Source organism: Streptomyces sp. NPDC059371 (assembly GCF_042751995.1).
In the GTDB taxonomy this organism is placed as follows: domain Bacteria; phylum Actinomycetota; class Actinomycetes; order Streptomycetales; family Streptomycetaceae; genus Streptomyces.
The window spans coordinates 1-16,765 of the sequence record NZ_JBHYXD010000145.1 but is presented as its reverse complement, the minus strand read 5'-3'; the positions used below and the strand labels follow the sequence as shown (position 1 = coordinate 16,765).

The window sequence follows — 16,765 nt, the reverse complement described above, 5'->3', positions numbered from 1 at the left end:
GGGGGGGGGGGGGTGTTGGGGGGGGGGGGGGGGGGGGGCGGGGGGGTGGGGGGGGGGGGGGGGGTGGGGGGGGGGGGGGGGCGCGGCGGCCCCCCCCCCCCCCCCCCCCCCGCGGGGTAACCGGTGGCCGCCACGGCGCCCTTCGCCGGCACGGCACCCGGGCCCGGCGGCGGCCCGACTGCTGCGAGGCGGCCCCTGCCAGCGGTGCGCAGGTGGCGGCGGGCCCGGGTGCCCAGAGGGGTCAGGGTCGCCCGGGGGCGGCGGAGCCGGGAGGTGGCCGTGCGCAGGGCCTCGTACGGGCCCTCGGGGAAGCGGCCGACGAGGACGGCGAGGAGGCCGATCAGGGCGGCCGCCACCCCACCGCGGGCCCCCGCGTCCAGCCCGACCAGCAGCGCAGCGGCGACGAGCGCCCCGAGGACGCTGTCGGCGCCGAGCACGACGACCGCCGCGAACCAGAGCAGACTGCGGACCGGGTCGTACTGGGCGGCGTCGAAGGCGCGCAGCCCCATGCCGAGCATGCCCCCGCCCAGCGCGGCCAGCGCGGCCCCCGCGACGAACGCGGTCAGTTTCAGCTCCGGGACGCGGACGCCCGCCGCCGACGCGCCCGCCTCGTGGTCCCGCATGGCGGCGAGGGCCCGGCCCGTCCTGCCCCGGCGCAGAGTGTGCGCCGCGAGCAGGGCGGCGGCCAGCAGGACGAGTTCGAGTACGTAGTACGCGCGGTCGCCGCCGAATCCGGCCGGCCGGTCCAGGGACAGGCCCGCCACCGCGTACGGCTGCGCGAACACGAACCGGCTGACACCCACACCCACCGCGAAGGTGGCCACCGCGAGCGCCAGGCCGTGCCGTTCGATGGCCGGCCAGCCGGTGAGCACACCGAGCGGGGCCACCAGGAGCACGGCCACCGCGAGCGCGGCCAGTTCGGGCAGCCGGGGCAGCCCCGGGAACCGGCCCGCGGCCAGCAGTGCCGTGAACAGGGCGCCCAGACCGGCGTACGCGGCCTGCCCCAGCGAGATCTGGCCGCCGCGGCCGGTGACCACGACCAACGACAGCAGGACGACACCGAGCGCGGGCACCTGCACCGCCGTGTGCAGGTCCGAGCCCGCGAACCCCAGCGGCAGCAGGAACAGCACGACGGCCACGGCCCGGGCCCCGGGCGGCGTCGGCACGCGGGCCGACACCGGGCGCGGGAGCGCGTCACGGGTGCCGATGCCGGGCAGGACGAGCGCGGCGACGAGCAGCGCGACCACGAAGAGGTTGGCGCCGACCGCCAGGAGCAGCGGCTCCGCCCAGCCCGAGGGGTGCAGCCGGGTGAGCTGGCTCTGGGCGACACCGATACCGAGCGCGACCACGATCGCCACCGGGAGGCTGCGCATCCGGGCCGCCACGGCGACCGCCATGACCTCGATGACGAGCAGCGGCAGGCCGTACGGGTCGAGCCGCACGTACGGCGCGAGGAGCACGCCCGTCAGGCCCGCCGTGAACGAGCCGAACGCCCAGCCCGCCGCGGCCACCCGGTCCGCGTCGATCCCGCCGAGCACCGCGAGCGGCCGGTCGTCGACGACCGCCCGCAGCTCCGTTCCGAAGCGGGTCCAGCGTGTGACCGCGCCCACCCCCGCGGCCAGCGCGACGGCCACCGCGAGCTGCCCCCACGGATCCGCCGACACCAGCGTCGGCGCGTCCGCCCGCGCGCCGGTGCCCCACACGAGAGCCGCCCCGCCGACCAGCAGCACGAAGACCCCGATGGACGCGACCAGGGTCTGCGCCGGGTCGTCACCGAGGAGGGCAAGCGGCCGGAACACGAACCGCTCCAGGGCCATCCCGATCGCCGGGGCCACCAGCAGCAGGGTCACCGAGGCGCCGAGCGCGAGCGGCCAGCCCCACTCGACGGTGAACTGCCGCAGCAGATACGCGCACACCATCGCGATCGCGCCGTGCGCGAAGTTGAGCACGCCGGTGGCCCGGTAGGTGACGATCAGCCCGATCCCGGTGAGCGCGGCGGCGGCACCGATCGAGAGCCCGGCAAGCGTGAGGTCGTACGTCAACGAGGACATCAGCCGCCCGGACCGGCGGAGTCGCCCGGACCGGCGGCGGGGTCGTCCCCGGTGTCGGGCTCGCAGATCGGGCACGGACCCAGGTCCCCGCTCGCGAGGACGCGCGAGTCGGCCGGCACGGCCTCCCGCTTCCCGGCCACCAAGGGGCAGTCCGCGCGGTGGTACAAGGTGCCGCCGGGCACCATCAGGAGGTCCCCGCCGGCGGCCACCGGCACGCCCGCCGCCGGTTCCTGCTCCTCGGCGTCGGCGGACCCGGCCGCCACCAGCAGTCCGTACAGCTCCTCGACGCGCGCCGCCGCCGAGGCGTTCCGGCCGTGGGTGAGCAGCACGGCGCCCGCGATGATCAGCGCGGCACCGGGCACCGTGCAGGAGGCGAGATAGGGGAGCTGACGTTCCGCGTACCGCTCGCCCGAGACGCCGTACCAGCCGATGACACACAGCACGGCCCCGGCGGCCAGCGCGCCCCAGCCGGCCCACAGGACGGGGTGCACGCTCCGCAGTCGAGCTGTCCGCATCCGGACTCCCACACGTCGGGTATCTGTCCATGTCAGCCGATGGCTTGCACTATGCCTTCTGGAAGCTGACCCTGAAAGCACCGGGCGCTTTTGGCCCGGACCGACACCCGGTGGTGAGCCAGATGGTTCTCGGGAGCGACCTCAAGCGGGGGAACGTCGGGGGAGCGGCGGCGGCAGCGGTTCTCGTCCTCGCCGCGGCCCTCACGGCGTGCAGCGACGACAACGGCGGCGGGAGTGCCGCGTCGCCCACACCGACGGCGGAACAGTCCACCGCCACGGCTCCGGCCGACCCGGCCGCGGCCCAGCAGGAGATCAAGCGGAACTGGGAGAAGTTCTTCGACCCGGCCGTCTCGGCGAAGGACAAGCTGGCCGTTCTGGAGAACGGCGAGCGGATGGCCCCGGTGCTGCAGGGCTTCAACGGTGACCAGCGCGGTCAGCAGGTGAAGTCGAACGTGGAGAAGATCGAGTTCACCTCGCCGACCGAGGCGAACGTGACCTACACGCTCACCCTGAACGGCGCCACCGCCCTGCCGAACGCCTCGGGGACGGCCGTCGAGCAGAACGGCACCTGGAAGGTCTCCGTCAAAACGCTCTGCGCGCTGGTGCAGCTCAGCGGTAACGGGTCGTCGAGTCCCGTCCCGGGCTGCTGATCAGCGGTGCGGCGCACAGCGACCGGCGCCGCCGTCGCGGGCCTGCTGCTCCTGCTCGGCACGGCCTGCGGCAGCCGGCTCCCCGAGAGCGACTTCGAGAACCGCGCCACGCCCACACCCCGGGCGTCCGCCGAGCCGATCCGCGTCGGCGTCATCAGCAGCGCCACCAGCCCCGTCGGCGCCTCCGCGTTCACCGGACCGCGTGACGGGGCGAAAGCCTGGTTCGACCGGCTCGACGCCCGGGGCGGCATCGACGGGCGGCGGGTCAAGGTGCGGCTGTGCGACGACGGCGGCAGCGGCGTCGGCAACAGCGACTGCGTGCGCCGGCTGATCGACCAGGACAAGGTCGTCGCCCTCGTCGCCACGACCGCGCTCGACTACGCGGGCGCCTCCCAGGTGTCCCGCGCGGGCGTGCCCGACATCGGCGGCCAGCCCATCGGCGCCGCCTACGACACGTATCCGCATCTGTACGGGATCTACGGCAGCCTCGCGCCACGCCACGGCACGCCCGGCTGGGACGGCGAGCTCTACGGCGGCACCGAGGTCTACCGCTACTTCAAGCGCGTCCACGGCGCCCGTACGGCCGCCGTCGTCTCCTACAACCAGTCCGCCTCCGCCGCCTACGCCCGGCTGGTCACCGAGGGGCTCAGGGCCGAGGGCTACCGGGTCGTCTCCGAACAGGTCGACTTCGCGCTGCCCGACTTCCGCGCCGCCGCGGCCGACCTGAAGGCACAGCACGCGGACCTCGTCTTCGACGCCCTCGACACCCATGGCAACTCCCAGCTCTGCAAGGCCATGGACGACGTCGGCGCCCACGTCACCGCCAAGGTGACCAACGTCCAGAACTGGACGTCCACCGTGCCCGAGGACTACAAGGACGCGCCGCGCTGCCGAAACGCCCTGTGGGCCACCGGGTCGAGCCGCAACTACGAGGACACCGGCGACACCGCCGTACGGGAGTTCCGCGACGCGACGAAGGGGCTGTCGGCCCACTCCCAGTGGCAACTGGAGGGATGGGCGGCGGCCCGGTGGTTCACGGACGCGGCCAGGTCCTGCGCGCGTACGGGCGTCACCCGGGGGTGCGTCGACGCGTTCATGAACAGGGGCGAGCCCTACACCGCGGGCGGGCTGCTGCTCCCCGTCACCTACGAGCGGCTCGCCGAGCCGCCGAAAACGCGCCGGACGTGCCTCTCGGTGGCCCGCTGGCGCGACGGTAGGGGCTGGGTCACCCAGGGCGACATGAACACGAACTGTTTCGACGTACCGCAGATCGCCTACCGCCCGTGAAGCCCGTGAGGGGACGTCGCCTTGCGGACAGCGGCTGTCCGCAAGCGCTGGCAGACTCGGCGGCATGTTGGAGACATCCGCACGACTGCTGCGCCTGCTCTCACTGCTGCAGGCCCACCGCGACTGGTCGGGCGCGGACCTCGCCGAGCGGCTGGGCGTCACCCCGCGCACCGTCCGCCGTGACGTGGACCGGCTGCGCGAGCTGGGCTATCCCGTCAACGCCAGCCCCGGTACGGGCGGCGGCTACCAGCTCGGCGCGGGGGCCGAACTGCCGCCGCTGCTCCTGGACGACGACGAGGCCGTCGCGGTGGCCGTGGGGCTCCGCACGGCGGCCGGGCAGGGCATCGAGGGCATCGGCGAGTCCTCCGTACGCGCGCTCGCCAAGCTGGAACAGGTCCTGCCGGGCCGGCTGCGGCGCAGGGTCGGCGCGCTGAACGCCTTCACCGTGCCGATGCTGCGCGGCCCGGGGCCCTCCGTCGTCGATCCCGCCGTCCTCACCGAACTGGCCAACGCCTGCCGTGACAGCGAGCGGCTGCGCTTCGAGTACCGCGATCACGGGGGGTCCTCGACGCGCCGGACCGTCGAGCCGTACCGGCTGGTGTGCACCGAGCGCCGCTGGTACCTGGTCGCCTGGGACGTCGACCGCGACGACTGGCGTACCTTCCGGGCCGACCGCGTCACGCCCCGCCCGCCGCACGGACCGCGCTTCGCGCCCCGTACGCCACCGGCCGCGAATCTGGCCGAGTACGTCTCCAGGGGCGTCTCCACCGGCGCCTACGCCACGCACGCCGTGGTGCGGCTGCTGGTGCCGCTGGAGGAGGCCGCCGCGCGGATCTCGCCCTCGGCCGGGACCCTGGAGGCCTCGGACGAGGACACCTGCATCCTGCGCACGGGGGCGCCGAGCCTCGACGTCATGGTCGTCCACGTGATGATGACGGGGCTCGACTTCGAGATCCTGGAGCCGGCCGAACTCGGCGACGTGATCAGGACGGCCCGGGACCGGTTGTCCCGGGCGCTGGAGAGGCAGAGGCCCGGGGAATCGGGTCCCGGGAAGCAGGGGTCCGGGGAACCGGGTTCCGAGGGAGCGCCGGTCACGGTCCGCGTGCCGTAGCGGAAGTCCCGGGTGCCGCGGCGGCCGTGCGGGGGTTGTGTGCTCGTAGCGTGTATTTCCTATGCGGCGTCAGCTCCCGTGGTCCGGGCCGGAATCGGAGCGGATCGGAATGGAAAGCGCCGCAGCGCCCGCACCGGCCACCGCCGCGCACATTTCGCGGTGCTATTCGGGGCTCTCGTACGACGGCTCCGAATTACGTTCGAAGGCGTGCGGAACACGGAAGCGGACCCTCATACGGGTGATGGAGTTCGGCGAAACACGTGTCGTGATCCTGTGACAGAAGCGTGACCGGCGAGGGACAGGTGACGCTTCGTCGCCGATCGGGCTTCCACCGCCCGGGTGTGCCGCCTAACGTGGCGGTCATGGCACCCAATCCCCCCTCTCACACAGAGCCGCAGGACGATCCGGAGAGCTATGTCGGGCTGGAGGTGAGCGGGGCGCGTGAGCGTGCGCGGGAGCGCGGCTGGCCGACGGTCCGCTCGTTGCCGCCCGGCGCGATCATCACCATGGAGTACCTGGTGGGGCGGCTGAACTTCGAGGTCACGGACGGTACGGTGACGCGCTGCTGGAAGGGCTGAGCGCCCGGCCCCGGCGCGCGGCGGCACGCCGCCGCGCCGCACCGGGGTGAGCACCGCCCCACGATGCGCGAAGGCCCCCGGCTCGTCGAGCCGGGGGCCTTCGCTGTGCGGGGAGAGGCTGTGCGTACCGACCCCGCAGTCCTCAGCCGCCCGTCAGCGGACGGGCCGTCGCGGCGGTCGCGCGCGTCGGACGGTCCGGATGCGGCGGACGGTCCGGGTGGGCCGGACGGCGGCTGCCCGCCGGTGTCACCGGCGTGCGCTCCGAGCGGGCGGTGTGCGGGCCAGGAGCCAGGTGGACGGGGGATCTGGGCGGACGGGAGGCGACGGCACCGCGGGCCGGCACCTCGCTGTCCACCGCGGCGGCCCGCGGGGACATGACCGGCGCGGGGACCGGAGAGGGAACCGGGGCGGGCCTGGGCGCGGTACCGCCGCGACGGGTGCGCAACAGATCGCGCAGCGCGAAGATCCCGGCCTCGGAGCGGGCGATCAGCGGCTCGCACCAGGGCAGCGCCAGCAGGATCAGCAGACCCGCGGCCCAGCCCAGCAGGACATCGCTCAGCCAGTGCGTACCCAGGTAGACGGTGGTGAGGCCGACGCCCAGCGAGGTCACGGCGGACAGCGCCGAGAGCCAGCGTCTGGCTCTCGGGGTCGACGCCAGATAGGCCAGGATTCCCCAGGTCACGACGGCGTTGGCGGTGTGGCCCGAAGGAAATATATCGCCGCCCAGACCCATCTCGTTCGAGCCGATGGTGATGGCGTAGTGCGGGCCGAGACGGCCCATGCCGAGCTTCGCCGCGCCCACCGTGATGTTGAGCAGCAGCAGGGACGCGCCCAGCGTGAGCAGCGGGCGCAGGGTGTGCTGGCGCCAGGAACGCCAGCCCAGCCACGCGGCGACCATCACCGCGGTGGGGCCGCGCTGGCCGAGCACCACGTAGTAGTCCAGGAACGCGTGGATCTCCGGCCACTGCTGGTAGGGCCGGAAGAACATGACCTGCCAGTCGAACCGGACCAGCCACGACGTGATCGCCACGGCCCACACGATCGCCAGGTAGAAGGCCAGGGTCGCCGCGAAGAGGACAACCCTGTGCCGACTCATCTTCGGCACATCGATGTGGGCCGGTCGTTCCGGCTCACGGTCCAGCCGGGCGAAGACCCGGTCCAGACGGGTGAGGTTTCGTTCGGTACGCACTCAATCGACGTTACAGCGAGTGAGCTGCGTTCCAGGCCGAATCACTCGGTTTGTGATGACGATGTGATGTGGGATTCCTCTCAGGATCATGCTTATTTCTAATGAATCGCTAATCCCGGGACCGCGGAGCCTTCAATTCCATTGATCGCCGAGGGGCTTCGAGTTTATGGCACTTTTATATTCGTTCACCGAATGATGGCGTGGAATTCGCCGCCCGCTCACCGGTCCCGCGCGGGGTGCCGCGGGGCCGGTCAGGGGGGTCCTGAGCCGTTCAGCCAGAAGGCCCCGTACGCCGCCGAGGCCACCGCGACGCCCCCGAGAATCAGCGCCGACCTGGACGTACGCAGCCCTGCCAGCGCCCTGGCCGGAGGGAGCAGGAGAGGGAAGGCGGGCAGCAGCAGGCGTGGCTTCGAGCCGAAGTAGCTCGACGCGCACAGGGCGAGCGCGACGACGACCCCCGCGTAGACGAGGAGCGCCGGTGGCTGGCCCTGGCGCACGCATGTCACGTAGAGCGACAGGATCAGCACCACTCCGGCGACCAGGGCGGCACCGGCGAGGGCGGACGGGAACGAGGTGAACTTCTCCGCCACGAAGCGCCCGAAGGCGTAACCGCCGTCGAAGCCGTTGCGCCACCCCGCCTGGACGTCGAGATAGCCGAGCGGCCCCCCGCCGGTGCGATGCCCCACCCACAGCACGTAACCGGCGGCGCCGAGCGGCGCGATGATCATGGCGAGGGCGCGCCGCCACGGACGCGCGCCGTCCGTCCGGGGCGTGCTTCCGCCGGACCGGCGTTCTCCCACGAACGAGGTAATCGCCGCCACCCACAGGGCCGCGACCACCGCGACTCCCACCGGCCGTGTCAGCCCGGCGAGCGCGGCGAGCAGTCCCGCGGTCAGCCACCGGCCGGTCAGCACCGCGTACAGCGACCACGCGGCGAGCGCGGTGAACAGGGACTCGCTGTACGCCATCGACTGCACCACGCCGACGGGCAGGACCGCCCACACCAGCGCCGCGCAGACTCCGGCCCGGCGGCCGTGGACGTGGTCGGCGACCGCGAAGATCCCCCAGGCCGCGGCGAGCGAGGCCACCGCGGAGACCAGCAGGCCGGCGTCCGCGTACGACAGCGGTGTCACCGCGTGGGCGATCCGCTCCAGCCAGGGCAGCAGCGGGAAGAACGCGAGATTCGCGTGCACGTCACCGTTCGGGAGGCGGACCTCGTAGCCGTAGCCGAGCTCGGCGACCCTCGTGTACCAGAGCGAGTCCCAGCGCCCCGACAGCAGCCGGTGGGCGCTCTTGCCGTTCGCCGAGCTCCACACGGCGAGCGTGACGAGGCCCAGGGCGCGGACCGCCGCGTACCCGAGGAGGGCGGGCGCGGCTCGGCGCAGGGCGCCCTCGAGGGGGGTCGCGGCGGGACTCTCGGGTTCGGTCACGGGCTCGATTATCGGCGGAGGGCGGAACCGGCAGGCCGCGCGGGGCGTGACGACGGGTGAGCGGCGTGGCGTACGCCACACACCCGGCCGGCGAACGTGAGAGGTCCGCCACGTGACCCGGGCGAGAACTGTCGTACGCTGACGGCTCACTCGCCTTTGCTGCGTGGGCCCGGGACTCCGTTCTCCGGGCCGCAGCCCCAGGGAGTCCCCACCCTGCGGATCCGCAGAACGCGAGGGAACCTCTGGAGGTACGTACATGTCCGGGACGACCACGGCCGCTGCGCGATGCCGTCGGGAGACCGGAGCAGGTGCCAACCGATGGGTCGTTCTCGTCGTCCTGTGCCTCAGCCTGCTGCTGGTCGCCCTCGACGCCACCGTGCTCCATGTCGCGGTACCCGCCGTCACCGAGGACCTGAAGCCCGGTGCGATGGAACTGCTCTGGATCGTCGACGTCTATCCGCTCGTCTGCGCCTCGCTTCTCATACTCTTCGGCACGCTCGGTGACCGGATCGGCCGCAGACGGGTTCTCCTCCTCGGGTACACCCTCTTCGGAATCGCCTCGGGCATCGCGGCCCTCTCCGGGAACGCGCAGCTCCTGATAGGCGCCCGCGCACTGCTCGGCATCGGCGGCGCGATGATCATGCCCGCCACGCTGTCGATCCTGCGCGAGGTCTTCCCCGACCGGCGTGAGCGTGCGCTCGCGATCGGCATCTGGAGCGCCGTCGCCGCCGTCGGCGCGGCGGTCGGACCGCTCCTCGGCGGCTTCCTCCTGGAGCACTTCTGGTGGGGATCGGTCTTCCTCGTCAACATCCCGCTGATGATCATCAGCCTTCCGGTGGGACGGCTGCTGCTGCCCGAGTCCCACGGCGACCGCGAAGGTCCCTGGGACGTCGTCGGGGCGCTCATGGCCGCCGCCGGCCTGTTCGGAGTCGTCCTCGGCGTGAAGCGTCTCGGCGGCGGTGAGGCGCCCTTCGGCCCCCTCACCCTCGGGTCGCTGCTCGTCGGCGCCGTGCTGATGGCCGCATTCGTACGGCGGCAGCGGCGGCGCGCGCATCCCCTGGTCGACCTGCGCATGTTCGCGCGCCCGGCCTTCAGCACGTCGGTGGGGTGCATCGTCCTCGCCATGCTCGCCCTGGTGGGCCTGGAACTGATCGCCGCGCAGTACCTCCAGCTCGTCCTCGGCCTGTCACCCCTCCAGACCGGGCTGCGGCTGCTGCCGCTCACCATCGCGGCGATGGCCGCCGGTCTCGCGGGGGCGAAGCTGCTGCGCCGGTTCGGGCCGCGCGCGATGGTCTCCTTCGGGTTCTGCCTCACCGCGGCCGCCGTGGTCACCCTCACCGCGATGGGCGGCGACGACAACGCCGGGCTGCTGCTCTTCGGCTTCGTCCTGCTGGGCTTCGGCCTGGAGACCACCCTCTTCGGGGCGTACGAGTCCATGCTGAGCGAGGCGCCGCAGGCGCAGTCGGGCGGCGCCGCGGCGATCGGCGAGACCTCGTACCAACTGGGCGCGGGGATCGGGATCGCGCTGCTGGGAAGCGTGATGAACGCGGCGTACGCGCCCGGGCTGTCGTCCGTCCCCGGCGTCCGGGCGGCCGATTCGACGGCGGCGGGACACTCGCTGGGCGAGGCGTACCAGGTCGCCGACCGGCTCGGAGGCGCGTCGGGCCACGCCCTGCGGCATGCCGCCCGGGACTCCTTCGTGCACGGACTGCATGTGACGCTGCTGGTGAGCGCGGGCCTGCTGCTGCTCGGCGCCGTGATGGCACTGCGGCTGCCGCGCGTCATGGACTGCGGGGCACCCGCGGCGGGTGACGCCGGGATCCCGGCTCCACGGGATGCCGCCGGGACGCGCGAGGCCCCCGAGGCCGCCCGGACCTCCGGGACTCCAGAGATCCCCAAGATCTCCGAGGTTCCCGCGGTGTCCCGCGTCCCGGGGGTTCCCGGGGTTCCCGAGGTCTCCGAGACCCGCGTCTCCGCCTAGGTCGTGTCCGCAAAGTCGCGTCGTCCGCCCGGAGGGCGGGCCCGGCGGCGTCATGGGGGTCCCCCCCTGCTCGAAGAGCTTGGGGGAGCGTGCGAGGCGTCGCCGGGCAGGCGAGACTTTGCGGACACGACCTAGGGCCGGCCGGACGGGAGTTGCCGGACGGGAGTTGCCGGACGGGCCCTGGGCCGGAGCCGTGTGCGGAAGTGCCCTGGACTTGCGGGAGACTGCGTCGTAACGTCGGGCCGAGATCCTTGACTAGCGGTGCTAGTTATCACCCTGCCGGAGGCTGTCGTATGTCCGCGTCCTCGAAGCTGCCGTCCTTCGACCCCGCCGACCCGCTCGGGATCGACGACCTGCTGGACGCGGAGGAACTGGCCGTCCGCGACACCGTGCGGGCCTGGGCCGCGGACCGGGTGCTGCCCTACGTCGCCGACTGGTACGAGAAGGGCGAGCTGCCCGGCATCCGGGAACTGGCACGCGAACTCGGCGGGATCGGCGCCCTCGGCATGTCGCTCCAGGGCTACGGGTGCGCGGGGGCGAGCGCCGTGCAGTACGGACTCGCCTGTCTGGAGCTGGAGGCGGCCGACTCCGGCATCCGCTCGCTCGTCTCGGTCCAGGGCTCGCTGGCCATGTACGCCATCCACCGGTTCGGCAGCGAGGAGCAGAAGCGGACCTGGCTGCCCCGCATGGCCTCCGGCGAGATCATCGGCTGCTTCGGGCTGACCGAGCCCGACCACGGCTCCGACCCCGCCTCCATGCGCACGCACGCCAAGCGCGACGGCGGGGACTGGGTCCTGAACGGCCGCAAGATGTGGATCACCAACGGTTCCGTCGCCGGTGTCGCCGTCGTCTGGGCGCAGACCGACGACGGCATCCGCGGATTCGTCGTGCCCACCGACGTGCCCGGGTTCTCCGCCCCCGAGATCAAGCACAAGTGGTCCCTGCGGGCCAGCGTGACCAGCGAGCTCGTCCTCGACGACGTGCGGCTGCCGGCCGACGCCGTCCTGCCCGACGTCGTCGGCCTCAAGGGTCCGCTCGGCTGCCTCTCCCACGCGCGGTACGGGATCGTGTGGGGCGCCATGGGCGCGGCACGGTCCAGCTTCGAGTCCGCCCTCGCGTACGCGAGGACGCGTGAGCAGTTCGGACGTCCCATCGGCGGCTTCCAGCTCACCCAGGCCAAACTCGCCGACATGGCCGTCGAACTGCACAAGGGAATCCTGCTCGCCCATCACCTGGGGCGCCGCATGGACGCGGGACGGCTCCGCCCCGAGCAGATCAGCTTCGGCAAGCTCAACAACGTACGCGAGGCCATCGAGATCTGCCGTACCTCGCGCACGATCCTCGGTGCCAACGGGATCTCGCTGGAATACCCCGTGATGCGGCACGCGACGAACCTGGAGTCGGTGCTCACCTACGAGGGCACCGTCGAGATGCATCAGCTTGTGCTGGGCAAGGCGCTCACCGGGCTCGACGCCTTCCGGTGAAGACCCCGTGCGTGAAGCCCCGGCGAGACAGGGCCGGTGAGCGGCCCTGCCTCAGCTCTGGTTGAAGAAGCCGTCCGTCTGACGGCCCGCGGCCTCGCCGCTGACGATCTCCGTGTGCGCCGGGGTCAGCAGGAAGACCCGGGTCGCCACCCGCTCGATGGTGCCGTGCAGGCCGAAGGTCAGGCCGGCCGCGAAGTCCACCACGCGCTTGGCGTCGGCGGCCTCCATGGTCGTGAGGTTGATGATGACCGGGACGCCGTCCCGGAAGAGTTCGCCGATACCGCGTGCGTCCCGGAAGCTGTCCGGGGTGACCGTGCCGATCCGGCGGCCCTTCTCCTCCGCCGTCTCGGAAGCAACCTTCACGCGAGGGTCGGTGACCCAGGCGTTGCCGGAGTCCTGACCCTCGGCGTAGTCGTCGTCGTAGTAACGCTCGTCATCGTTGTCGTCGACGAGGCCAAGCCAGGCACTCGCCTTGCGCACCGATCCCATGGACGCCTCCTCTCACAGCGGTCTTTCGTGCTTCCGCATCCCCATGGTCGTCCATGATGCGGATGTCGCGCCAAGTGGATAGACGCCGCGTGGGGGTTTCGTGACGGTACTGGTGCACAGCGAATCCGTCGAGAGCCCGCGCCCCCCAAGGGTCGTACGGGGTAAGGCTGCTGACTGAGAGTGAAATATGATTTCTCGCGGCGACCGGGTGACGAGCGGGGCGTACGGGTGAACGGGAGGGTCGATACGATGCCCGACCGCAATGTCGTACGGGTCACGGGGGAGTGTCGTGTTCGGAATCGTGAGGCCCTGCAGCCACCGGCTCGGTGAAGGGCTCAAGACGCAGTGGATGGCGCATCTGTGCGGGCTCTGTCTCGCGCTGCGCGGGGACCACGGCCAGTTCGCGCGGGTGGTCACCAACTACGACGGCCTGCTGATATCGGTTCTGACGGAGGCTCAGGCCGAGCGCACGACGGGGTGGCGGCGCACCGCGGGCCCCTGTCCGCTGCGGGGCATGCGGACCGCGTCCGTCGCGCAGGGCGAGGGCGCGCGGCTCGCCGCCGCCGTCTCGCTGGTCCTCGCCTCGGCGAAGGTCCGCGACCATGTCGCCGACGGAGACGGGCTCCTGGCGCGCAAGCCGCTCGCGCCGGCCGCGCGCCGGGTGGCCACGAGCTGGAGCAGGGCCGGGGCGCGAACGGGAAGTGCCGTCGGATTCGACACGGCCGTGCTCGTCGACGCGGTGGACCGGCAGATCGGGATCGAGGCGCTCGCCGGGCCGGGAACGCCGTTGCCGACCGTCACGGAACCCACCGAGACCGCCACCGCCGCCGCCTTCGCGCACACCGCCGTCCTCGCCGGCCGCCCCGGCAACGCCGCGCCGCTGGCCGAGGCCGGACGGCTCTTCGGACGGCTCGCGCATCTGCTGGACGCCGTGGAGGACAGGCAAACTGACGCCGCGTCGGGAGCCTGGAACCCGCTCACGGCCACCGGGACCCCGCTCACCGAGGCCCGCCGGCTCGCCGACGACGCCCTGCACGGGATACGGCTCGCCCTGCGCGAGGCCGAGTTCACCGACGGCAGACTGGCGCATGTGCTGCTCGTCCACGAACTGGGCCGCTCGGTGGACCGCGCGTTCGGGACGTCGGGATGCGGGCACCCCGCGGACGGGGTGCAGGGACCGCACGGCTCCCCCGACTCCGGGTCCGGCCGCCTCCTCGGCGCGCCGGGCTCCGCGGTCCTGCTCGCACCCGAGGGTTCCTTCGGACCGCCGCCCCACCACGGCGGGAATCCGTACACGGGCGGCGGCAACCCCTTCGGCGGCGGGCCGTCCTTCCAGCCCCCCGCCCCCGGCAGGCGGGGATTCTGGGCCGGCTGCGCCGCGGCCGTCGGACTGTGCTGCACCTGCAAGATGTGCTGCGCCGACGAGTACGAGGGTCCGTGGTCGCGCAAGAAGCGCGAAGGGTGCCTGAGCGACTGTGACTGCGACTGCGGTTGCTGCGAGGCGTGTGAGTGCTGTGAGTGCTGCTCGTGCTGCGACTGCGGGTTGTGAGAAGCCCGGCCGAGCCCGTGTGAAAAAGTCGATCACATGACGACGGACGCATCCGAGGACTGGAAGCACTGGCAGGAGCACCGTGTGGCGACGGTGTCGGCGCCGTACGGCCCGCTCGCGCTCATGGGGACCCACTGGATCGAGGACTATCCGGAAGGGCGACTTCCGGACACTCCCGGGCAATGGGCGCTCAAGGGCGACCAAGTGGTCCTGACGGCGGTCGCCGAGGAAGGGCTCACGGTCGACGGCGAGCCCTTCACCGGCGACATCGTGCTGGGCGCCGACTACGGAGGGGCCGACGGAGCCCGGGTCGCGCGGGGGGAGCGCCGGTTCGTCGTCCTGGTGCGCGAGGGGATCTGGGGCGTACGCGTCTACGACCCCGACGCGCCCACCCGGAAAGCCTTCGCGGGCATCGAGGCGACCCCGTACGACGAGCGCTGGGCGGTGCCCGGACACTTCACCCCGTACGGCGAGGGCCGTACCGTGCGTGTCGAGAACGCCGACGGAGTGACCCGCGGGCTCGCGCTCGGCGGAGTCCTCGCCTTCACCCTGGACGGGCAGGACCTCACCCTCCAGGTGTCGGTGGAGAGCGACGGCACGCTGTGGGCCGTCTTCGCCGACACGACCAGCAGGGACGGCAGTTACCGCTTCCGGTTCCTTCGCCCCGCGGCGCCCGACGCCGAGGGGCGTACGACGGTGGACTTCAACCGGACCGTGCTTCCGCCGTGCGCGTTCGCGGACCATTTCGTCTGCCCGTTCCCGCCGCCCGGAAATACGCTGCGCGTGGCCGTCGCCGCGGGGGAGCGCCGATTGAGCTGAGGCCCCCGGGACTCCCGAGGACTCGGGGGAATCCGGCGCCTCCAGTGATCCGATGATCAACCTCCTCCGTATGAGGGCAAGTTGAAGGCTGCACGGCCGAAAGGCGCCCTTGCGCCTGTCGGTCGCGCAGCCGAATACTCCCCCTCAGCGCTTGTCAGGGGCATGGCTTGTTCGGAATCCGGACGGGCGGCTCCCGGCTGCGCCTCACGGGCCCCGACCCCACGACATGGGGCCCCTTACTTCCCTTCGGAGGAATGAAACGTGAGGATCAAGCGCACAACCCCCCGTGGTGGCATCGCGAGACGGAGCCGGCTGATCGCCGTGTCCACCGGACTCGTGGCCGCCGCAGCGTTCGCGGTCCCCAGCGCGAACGCGTCCGACGCCCAGACGTTCAGCGCCACCCAGCTGACCAGTGCCAAGCAGTCGGTCCTCAAGTCCGATGTCGCGGGCACCGCCTGGGCGGTCGACGCCAGGACGAACCGCGTGGTCGTCACCGTCGACAGCACGGTCTCGAAGGCGGAGATCGCGAAGATCAAGCGGGACGCCGGCGGCAACGCGGCGGCGCTCACGATCAAGCACACCCCCGGCACCTTCAAGAAGCTGATCACCGGCGGCGACGCCATCTACGGCGGCGGCTACCGCTGTTCGCTCGGCTTCAACGTGCACAGCGGCAGCACGTACTACTTCCTGACCGCCGGCCACTGCGGTGAGGTCGCCTCCACCTGGTACTCCAACTCGGGCCAGACCACGAAGCTGGGCACGAACGTCAGCTACAGCTTCCCGACCAACGACTTCGCGCTGGTCAAGTACACCAGTACCACGGTCGCGCACCCGAGCGCGGTCGGCAGCCAGACGATCAGCAGCGCGGCCACGCCCAGCGTGGGCACGACGGTCTACCGGCGCGGCTCGACCACCGGTACACACAGCGGCCGGGTCACCGCCCTGAACGCCACGGTCAACTACGGCAGTGGTGACGTCGTCTACGGCATGATCCAGACCACGGTCTGCGCCGAGGGCGGAGACAGCGGCGGTCCCCTGTACGGCGGCAGTGTGGCCTACGGTCTGACCTCCGGAGGCAGCGGCAACTGCAGCTCCGGCGGTACGACCTTCTTCCAGCCGGTCACCGAGGCGCTCAGCTACTACGGCGTGAGCGTCGGCTGACCGTCCGGTCGCGCGACGGACCGGCCGTTCGTCGACTCCTCGACCCACAGGACCGGCACCCCCCACGGATTCCGCGCGACCGGACCCACGGCAGACGGACCCATGAGCGAGCCCCCGCACGCAACCGGTGTGCGGGGGCTCGCCCTTGTTCCGGTGACGGGTCTACCTTCGAAGCACGCGCTGTACACACTCGCTGTACAGGCCCGGTGCGCCACGTCGGACCCTGGGGGGCCGTGATGGTCGAGGAACTGGTGGCGGCGGGAGTCTCCGTCGTGTTCGTGGGGCTGGTCTACACGATGACCGCGGCCCGCGTCGTCAAACAGTACGAACGGGGCGTGGTGCTGCGGCTCGGCAAGCTGCGTTCCGAGGTCCGCGGCCCCGGCTTCACGATGGTCGTGCCCTTCGTGGACCGGCTGCGCAAGGTCAACATGCAGATCGTGACCCTGCCCATCCCGGCCCAGGAGGGCATCA

15 protein-coding genes are annotated in these 16,765 nt (G+C 72.3%); 10 read left to right on the top strand and 5 right to left on the bottom strand.

Features of this window, described 5'->3' with window-relative positions:
* Positions 1-2,051 (bottom strand): ABC transporter permease (locus ACFXGX_RS40805; protein ID WP_384802736.1); only part of this gene is annotated, 2,051 nt, incomplete at its 3' end.
* Positions 2,051-2,566 carry a hypothetical protein gene (locus tag ACFXGX_RS40800; protein ID WP_384802733.1) on the bottom strand — a complete coding sequence of 172 codons (516 nt, stop codon included), beginning with the start codon at positions 2,564-2,566 and terminating at the stop codon, positions 2,051-2,053. The genes ACFXGX_RS40800 and ACFXGX_RS40805, both read right to left, overlap by 1 nt.
* A gap of 122 nt (positions 2,567-2,688) precedes the next feature.
* Between ACFXGX_RS40800 and ACFXGX_RS40795 the strand changes: the two genes are divergently transcribed.
* From ACFXGX_RS40795 to ACFXGX_RS40780, 4 genes are all read left to right on the top strand, one after another.
* A complete protein-coding gene (locus tag ACFXGX_RS40795) occupies positions 2,689-3,216 on the top strand; it encodes a hypothetical protein (protein WP_384802730.1) in 528 nt (175 codons plus the stop codon).
* A gap of 6 nt (positions 3,217-3,222) precedes the next feature.
* Positions 3,223-4,503, top strand: a complete 1,281-nt coding sequence (locus tag ACFXGX_RS40790) for an ABC transporter substrate-binding protein (protein ID WP_384802727.1) — start codon at positions 3,223-3,225, stop codon at positions 4,501-4,503.
* Between the two features lie 64 nt (positions 4,504-4,567).
* Positions 4,568-5,614, top strand: a complete 1,047-nt coding sequence (locus ACFXGX_RS40785; RefSeq protein ID WP_384802724.1) for a helix-turn-helix transcriptional regulator — start codon at positions 4,568-4,570, stop codon at positions 5,612-5,614.
* 362 nt (positions 5,615-5,976) lie between these two features.
* Positions 5,977-6,192, top strand: a complete 216-nt coding sequence (locus ACFXGX_RS40780; RefSeq protein ID WP_384802721.1) for an I78 family peptidase inhibitor — start codon at positions 5,977-5,979, stop codon at positions 6,190-6,192.
* A 142-nt stretch (positions 6,193-6,334) separates the two neighbouring features.
* Here ACFXGX_RS40780 and ACFXGX_RS40775 read toward each other — a convergent pair whose 3' ends face one another.
* Positions 6,335-7,381 (bottom strand): phosphatase PAP2 family protein, encoded by a 1,047-nt coding sequence (locus tag ACFXGX_RS40775; RefSeq protein ID WP_384802718.1) that lies wholly within the window; start codon positions 7,379-7,381, stop codon positions 6,335-6,337.
* A 251-nt stretch (positions 7,382-7,632) separates the two neighbouring features.
* The gene (locus ACFXGX_RS40770; RefSeq protein WP_384802715.1) at positions 7,633-8,811 is read right to left on the bottom strand and encodes a glycosyltransferase family 39 protein; all 1,179 of its coding nucleotides are present in this window, start codon (positions 8,809-8,811) and stop codon (positions 7,633-7,635) included.
* Positions 8,812-9,067: 256 nt separating this feature from the next.
* On the opposite strand from ACFXGX_RS40770, the gene ACFXGX_RS40765 reads away from it, so the two are divergent.
* Both ACFXGX_RS40765 and ACFXGX_RS40760 read left to right on the top strand, forming a co-directional pair.
* Positions 9,068-10,792, top strand: coding sequence for an MFS transporter (locus ACFXGX_RS40765; protein ID WP_384802712.1), 1,725 nt, complete (start codon positions 9,068-9,070; stop codon positions 10,790-10,792).
* Positions 10,793-11,085: 293 nt separating this feature from the next.
* Entirely contained in the window at positions 11,086-12,276 is a 1,191-nt protein-coding gene (locus ACFXGX_RS40760; protein ID WP_355770301.1) for an acyl-CoA dehydrogenase family protein, read from the top strand.
* Between the two features lie 51 nt (positions 12,277-12,327).
* Here the strand turns inward: ACFXGX_RS40760 and ACFXGX_RS40755 are convergent, their stop codons facing one another.
* Positions 12,328-12,765 (bottom strand): cell division protein SepF, encoded by a 438-nt coding sequence (locus ACFXGX_RS40755; RefSeq protein WP_384802707.1) that lies wholly within the window; start codon positions 12,763-12,765, stop codon positions 12,328-12,330.
* A gap of 289 nt (positions 12,766-13,054) precedes the next feature.
* Between ACFXGX_RS40755 and ACFXGX_RS40750 the strand changes: the two genes are divergently transcribed.
* The 4 genes from ACFXGX_RS40750 to ACFXGX_RS40735 all read left to right on the top strand — a co-directional run.
* On the top strand, positions 13,055-14,314 hold the full coding sequence (locus ACFXGX_RS40750; protein WP_384802704.1) for a DUF5685 family protein: 1,260 nt from the start codon (positions 13,055-13,057) through the stop codon (positions 14,312-14,314).
* A gap of 36 nt (positions 14,315-14,350) precedes the next feature.
* Positions 14,351-15,133 carry a DUF1684 domain-containing protein gene (locus tag ACFXGX_RS40745; RefSeq protein ID WP_384802701.1) on the top strand — a complete coding sequence of 261 codons (783 nt, stop codon included), beginning with the start codon at positions 14,351-14,353 and terminating at the stop codon, positions 15,131-15,133.
* A gap of 261 nt (positions 15,134-15,394) precedes the next feature.
* Positions 15,395-16,294: a S1 family peptidase gene (locus ACFXGX_RS40740; RefSeq protein WP_384802698.1), complete on the top strand. Its 900-nt coding sequence runs from the start codon at positions 15,395-15,397 to the stop codon at positions 16,292-16,294.
* Between the two features lie 236 nt (positions 16,295-16,530).
* A partial coding sequence (locus ACFXGX_RS40735) for an SPFH domain-containing protein (RefSeq protein ID WP_384802695.1) occupies positions 16,531-16,765 on the top strand: 235 nt, incomplete at its 3' end.

What these genes read in the sequence shown, in the direction of transcription:
- ACFXGX_RS40760 (WP_355770301.1), top strand. Translation starts at nt 11,086, where the DNA reads ATGTCCGCGTCCTCGAAGCTGCCGTCCTTCGACCCCGCCGACCCGCTC.
- ACFXGX_RS40755 (WP_384802707.1), bottom strand. Translation starts at nt 12,765, where the DNA reads ATGGGATCGGTGCGCAAGGCGAGTGCCTGGCTTGGCCTCGTCGACGAC.
- ACFXGX_RS40785 (WP_384802724.1), top strand. Translation starts at nt 4,568, where the DNA reads ATGTTGGAGACATCCGCACGACTGCTGCGCCTGCTCTCACTGCTGCAG.
- ACFXGX_RS40800 (WP_384802733.1), bottom strand. Translation starts at nt 2,566, where the DNA reads ATGCGGACAGCTCGACTGCGGAGCGTGCACCCCGTCCTGTGGGCCGGC.
- ACFXGX_RS40745 (WP_384802701.1), top strand. Translation starts at nt 14,351, where the DNA reads ATGACGACGGACGCATCCGAGGACTGGAAGCACTGGCAGGAGCACCGT.
- ACFXGX_RS40765 (WP_384802712.1), top strand. Translation starts at nt 9,068, where the DNA reads ATGTCCGGGACGACCACGGCCGCTGCGCGATGCCGTCGGGAGACCGGA.
- ACFXGX_RS40780 (WP_384802721.1), top strand. Translation starts at nt 5,977, where the DNA reads ATGGCACCCAATCCCCCCTCTCACACAGAGCCGCAGGACGATCCGGAG.
- ACFXGX_RS40795 (WP_384802730.1), top strand. Translation starts at nt 2,689, where the DNA reads ATGGTTCTCGGGAGCGACCTCAAGCGGGGGAACGTCGGGGGAGCGGCG.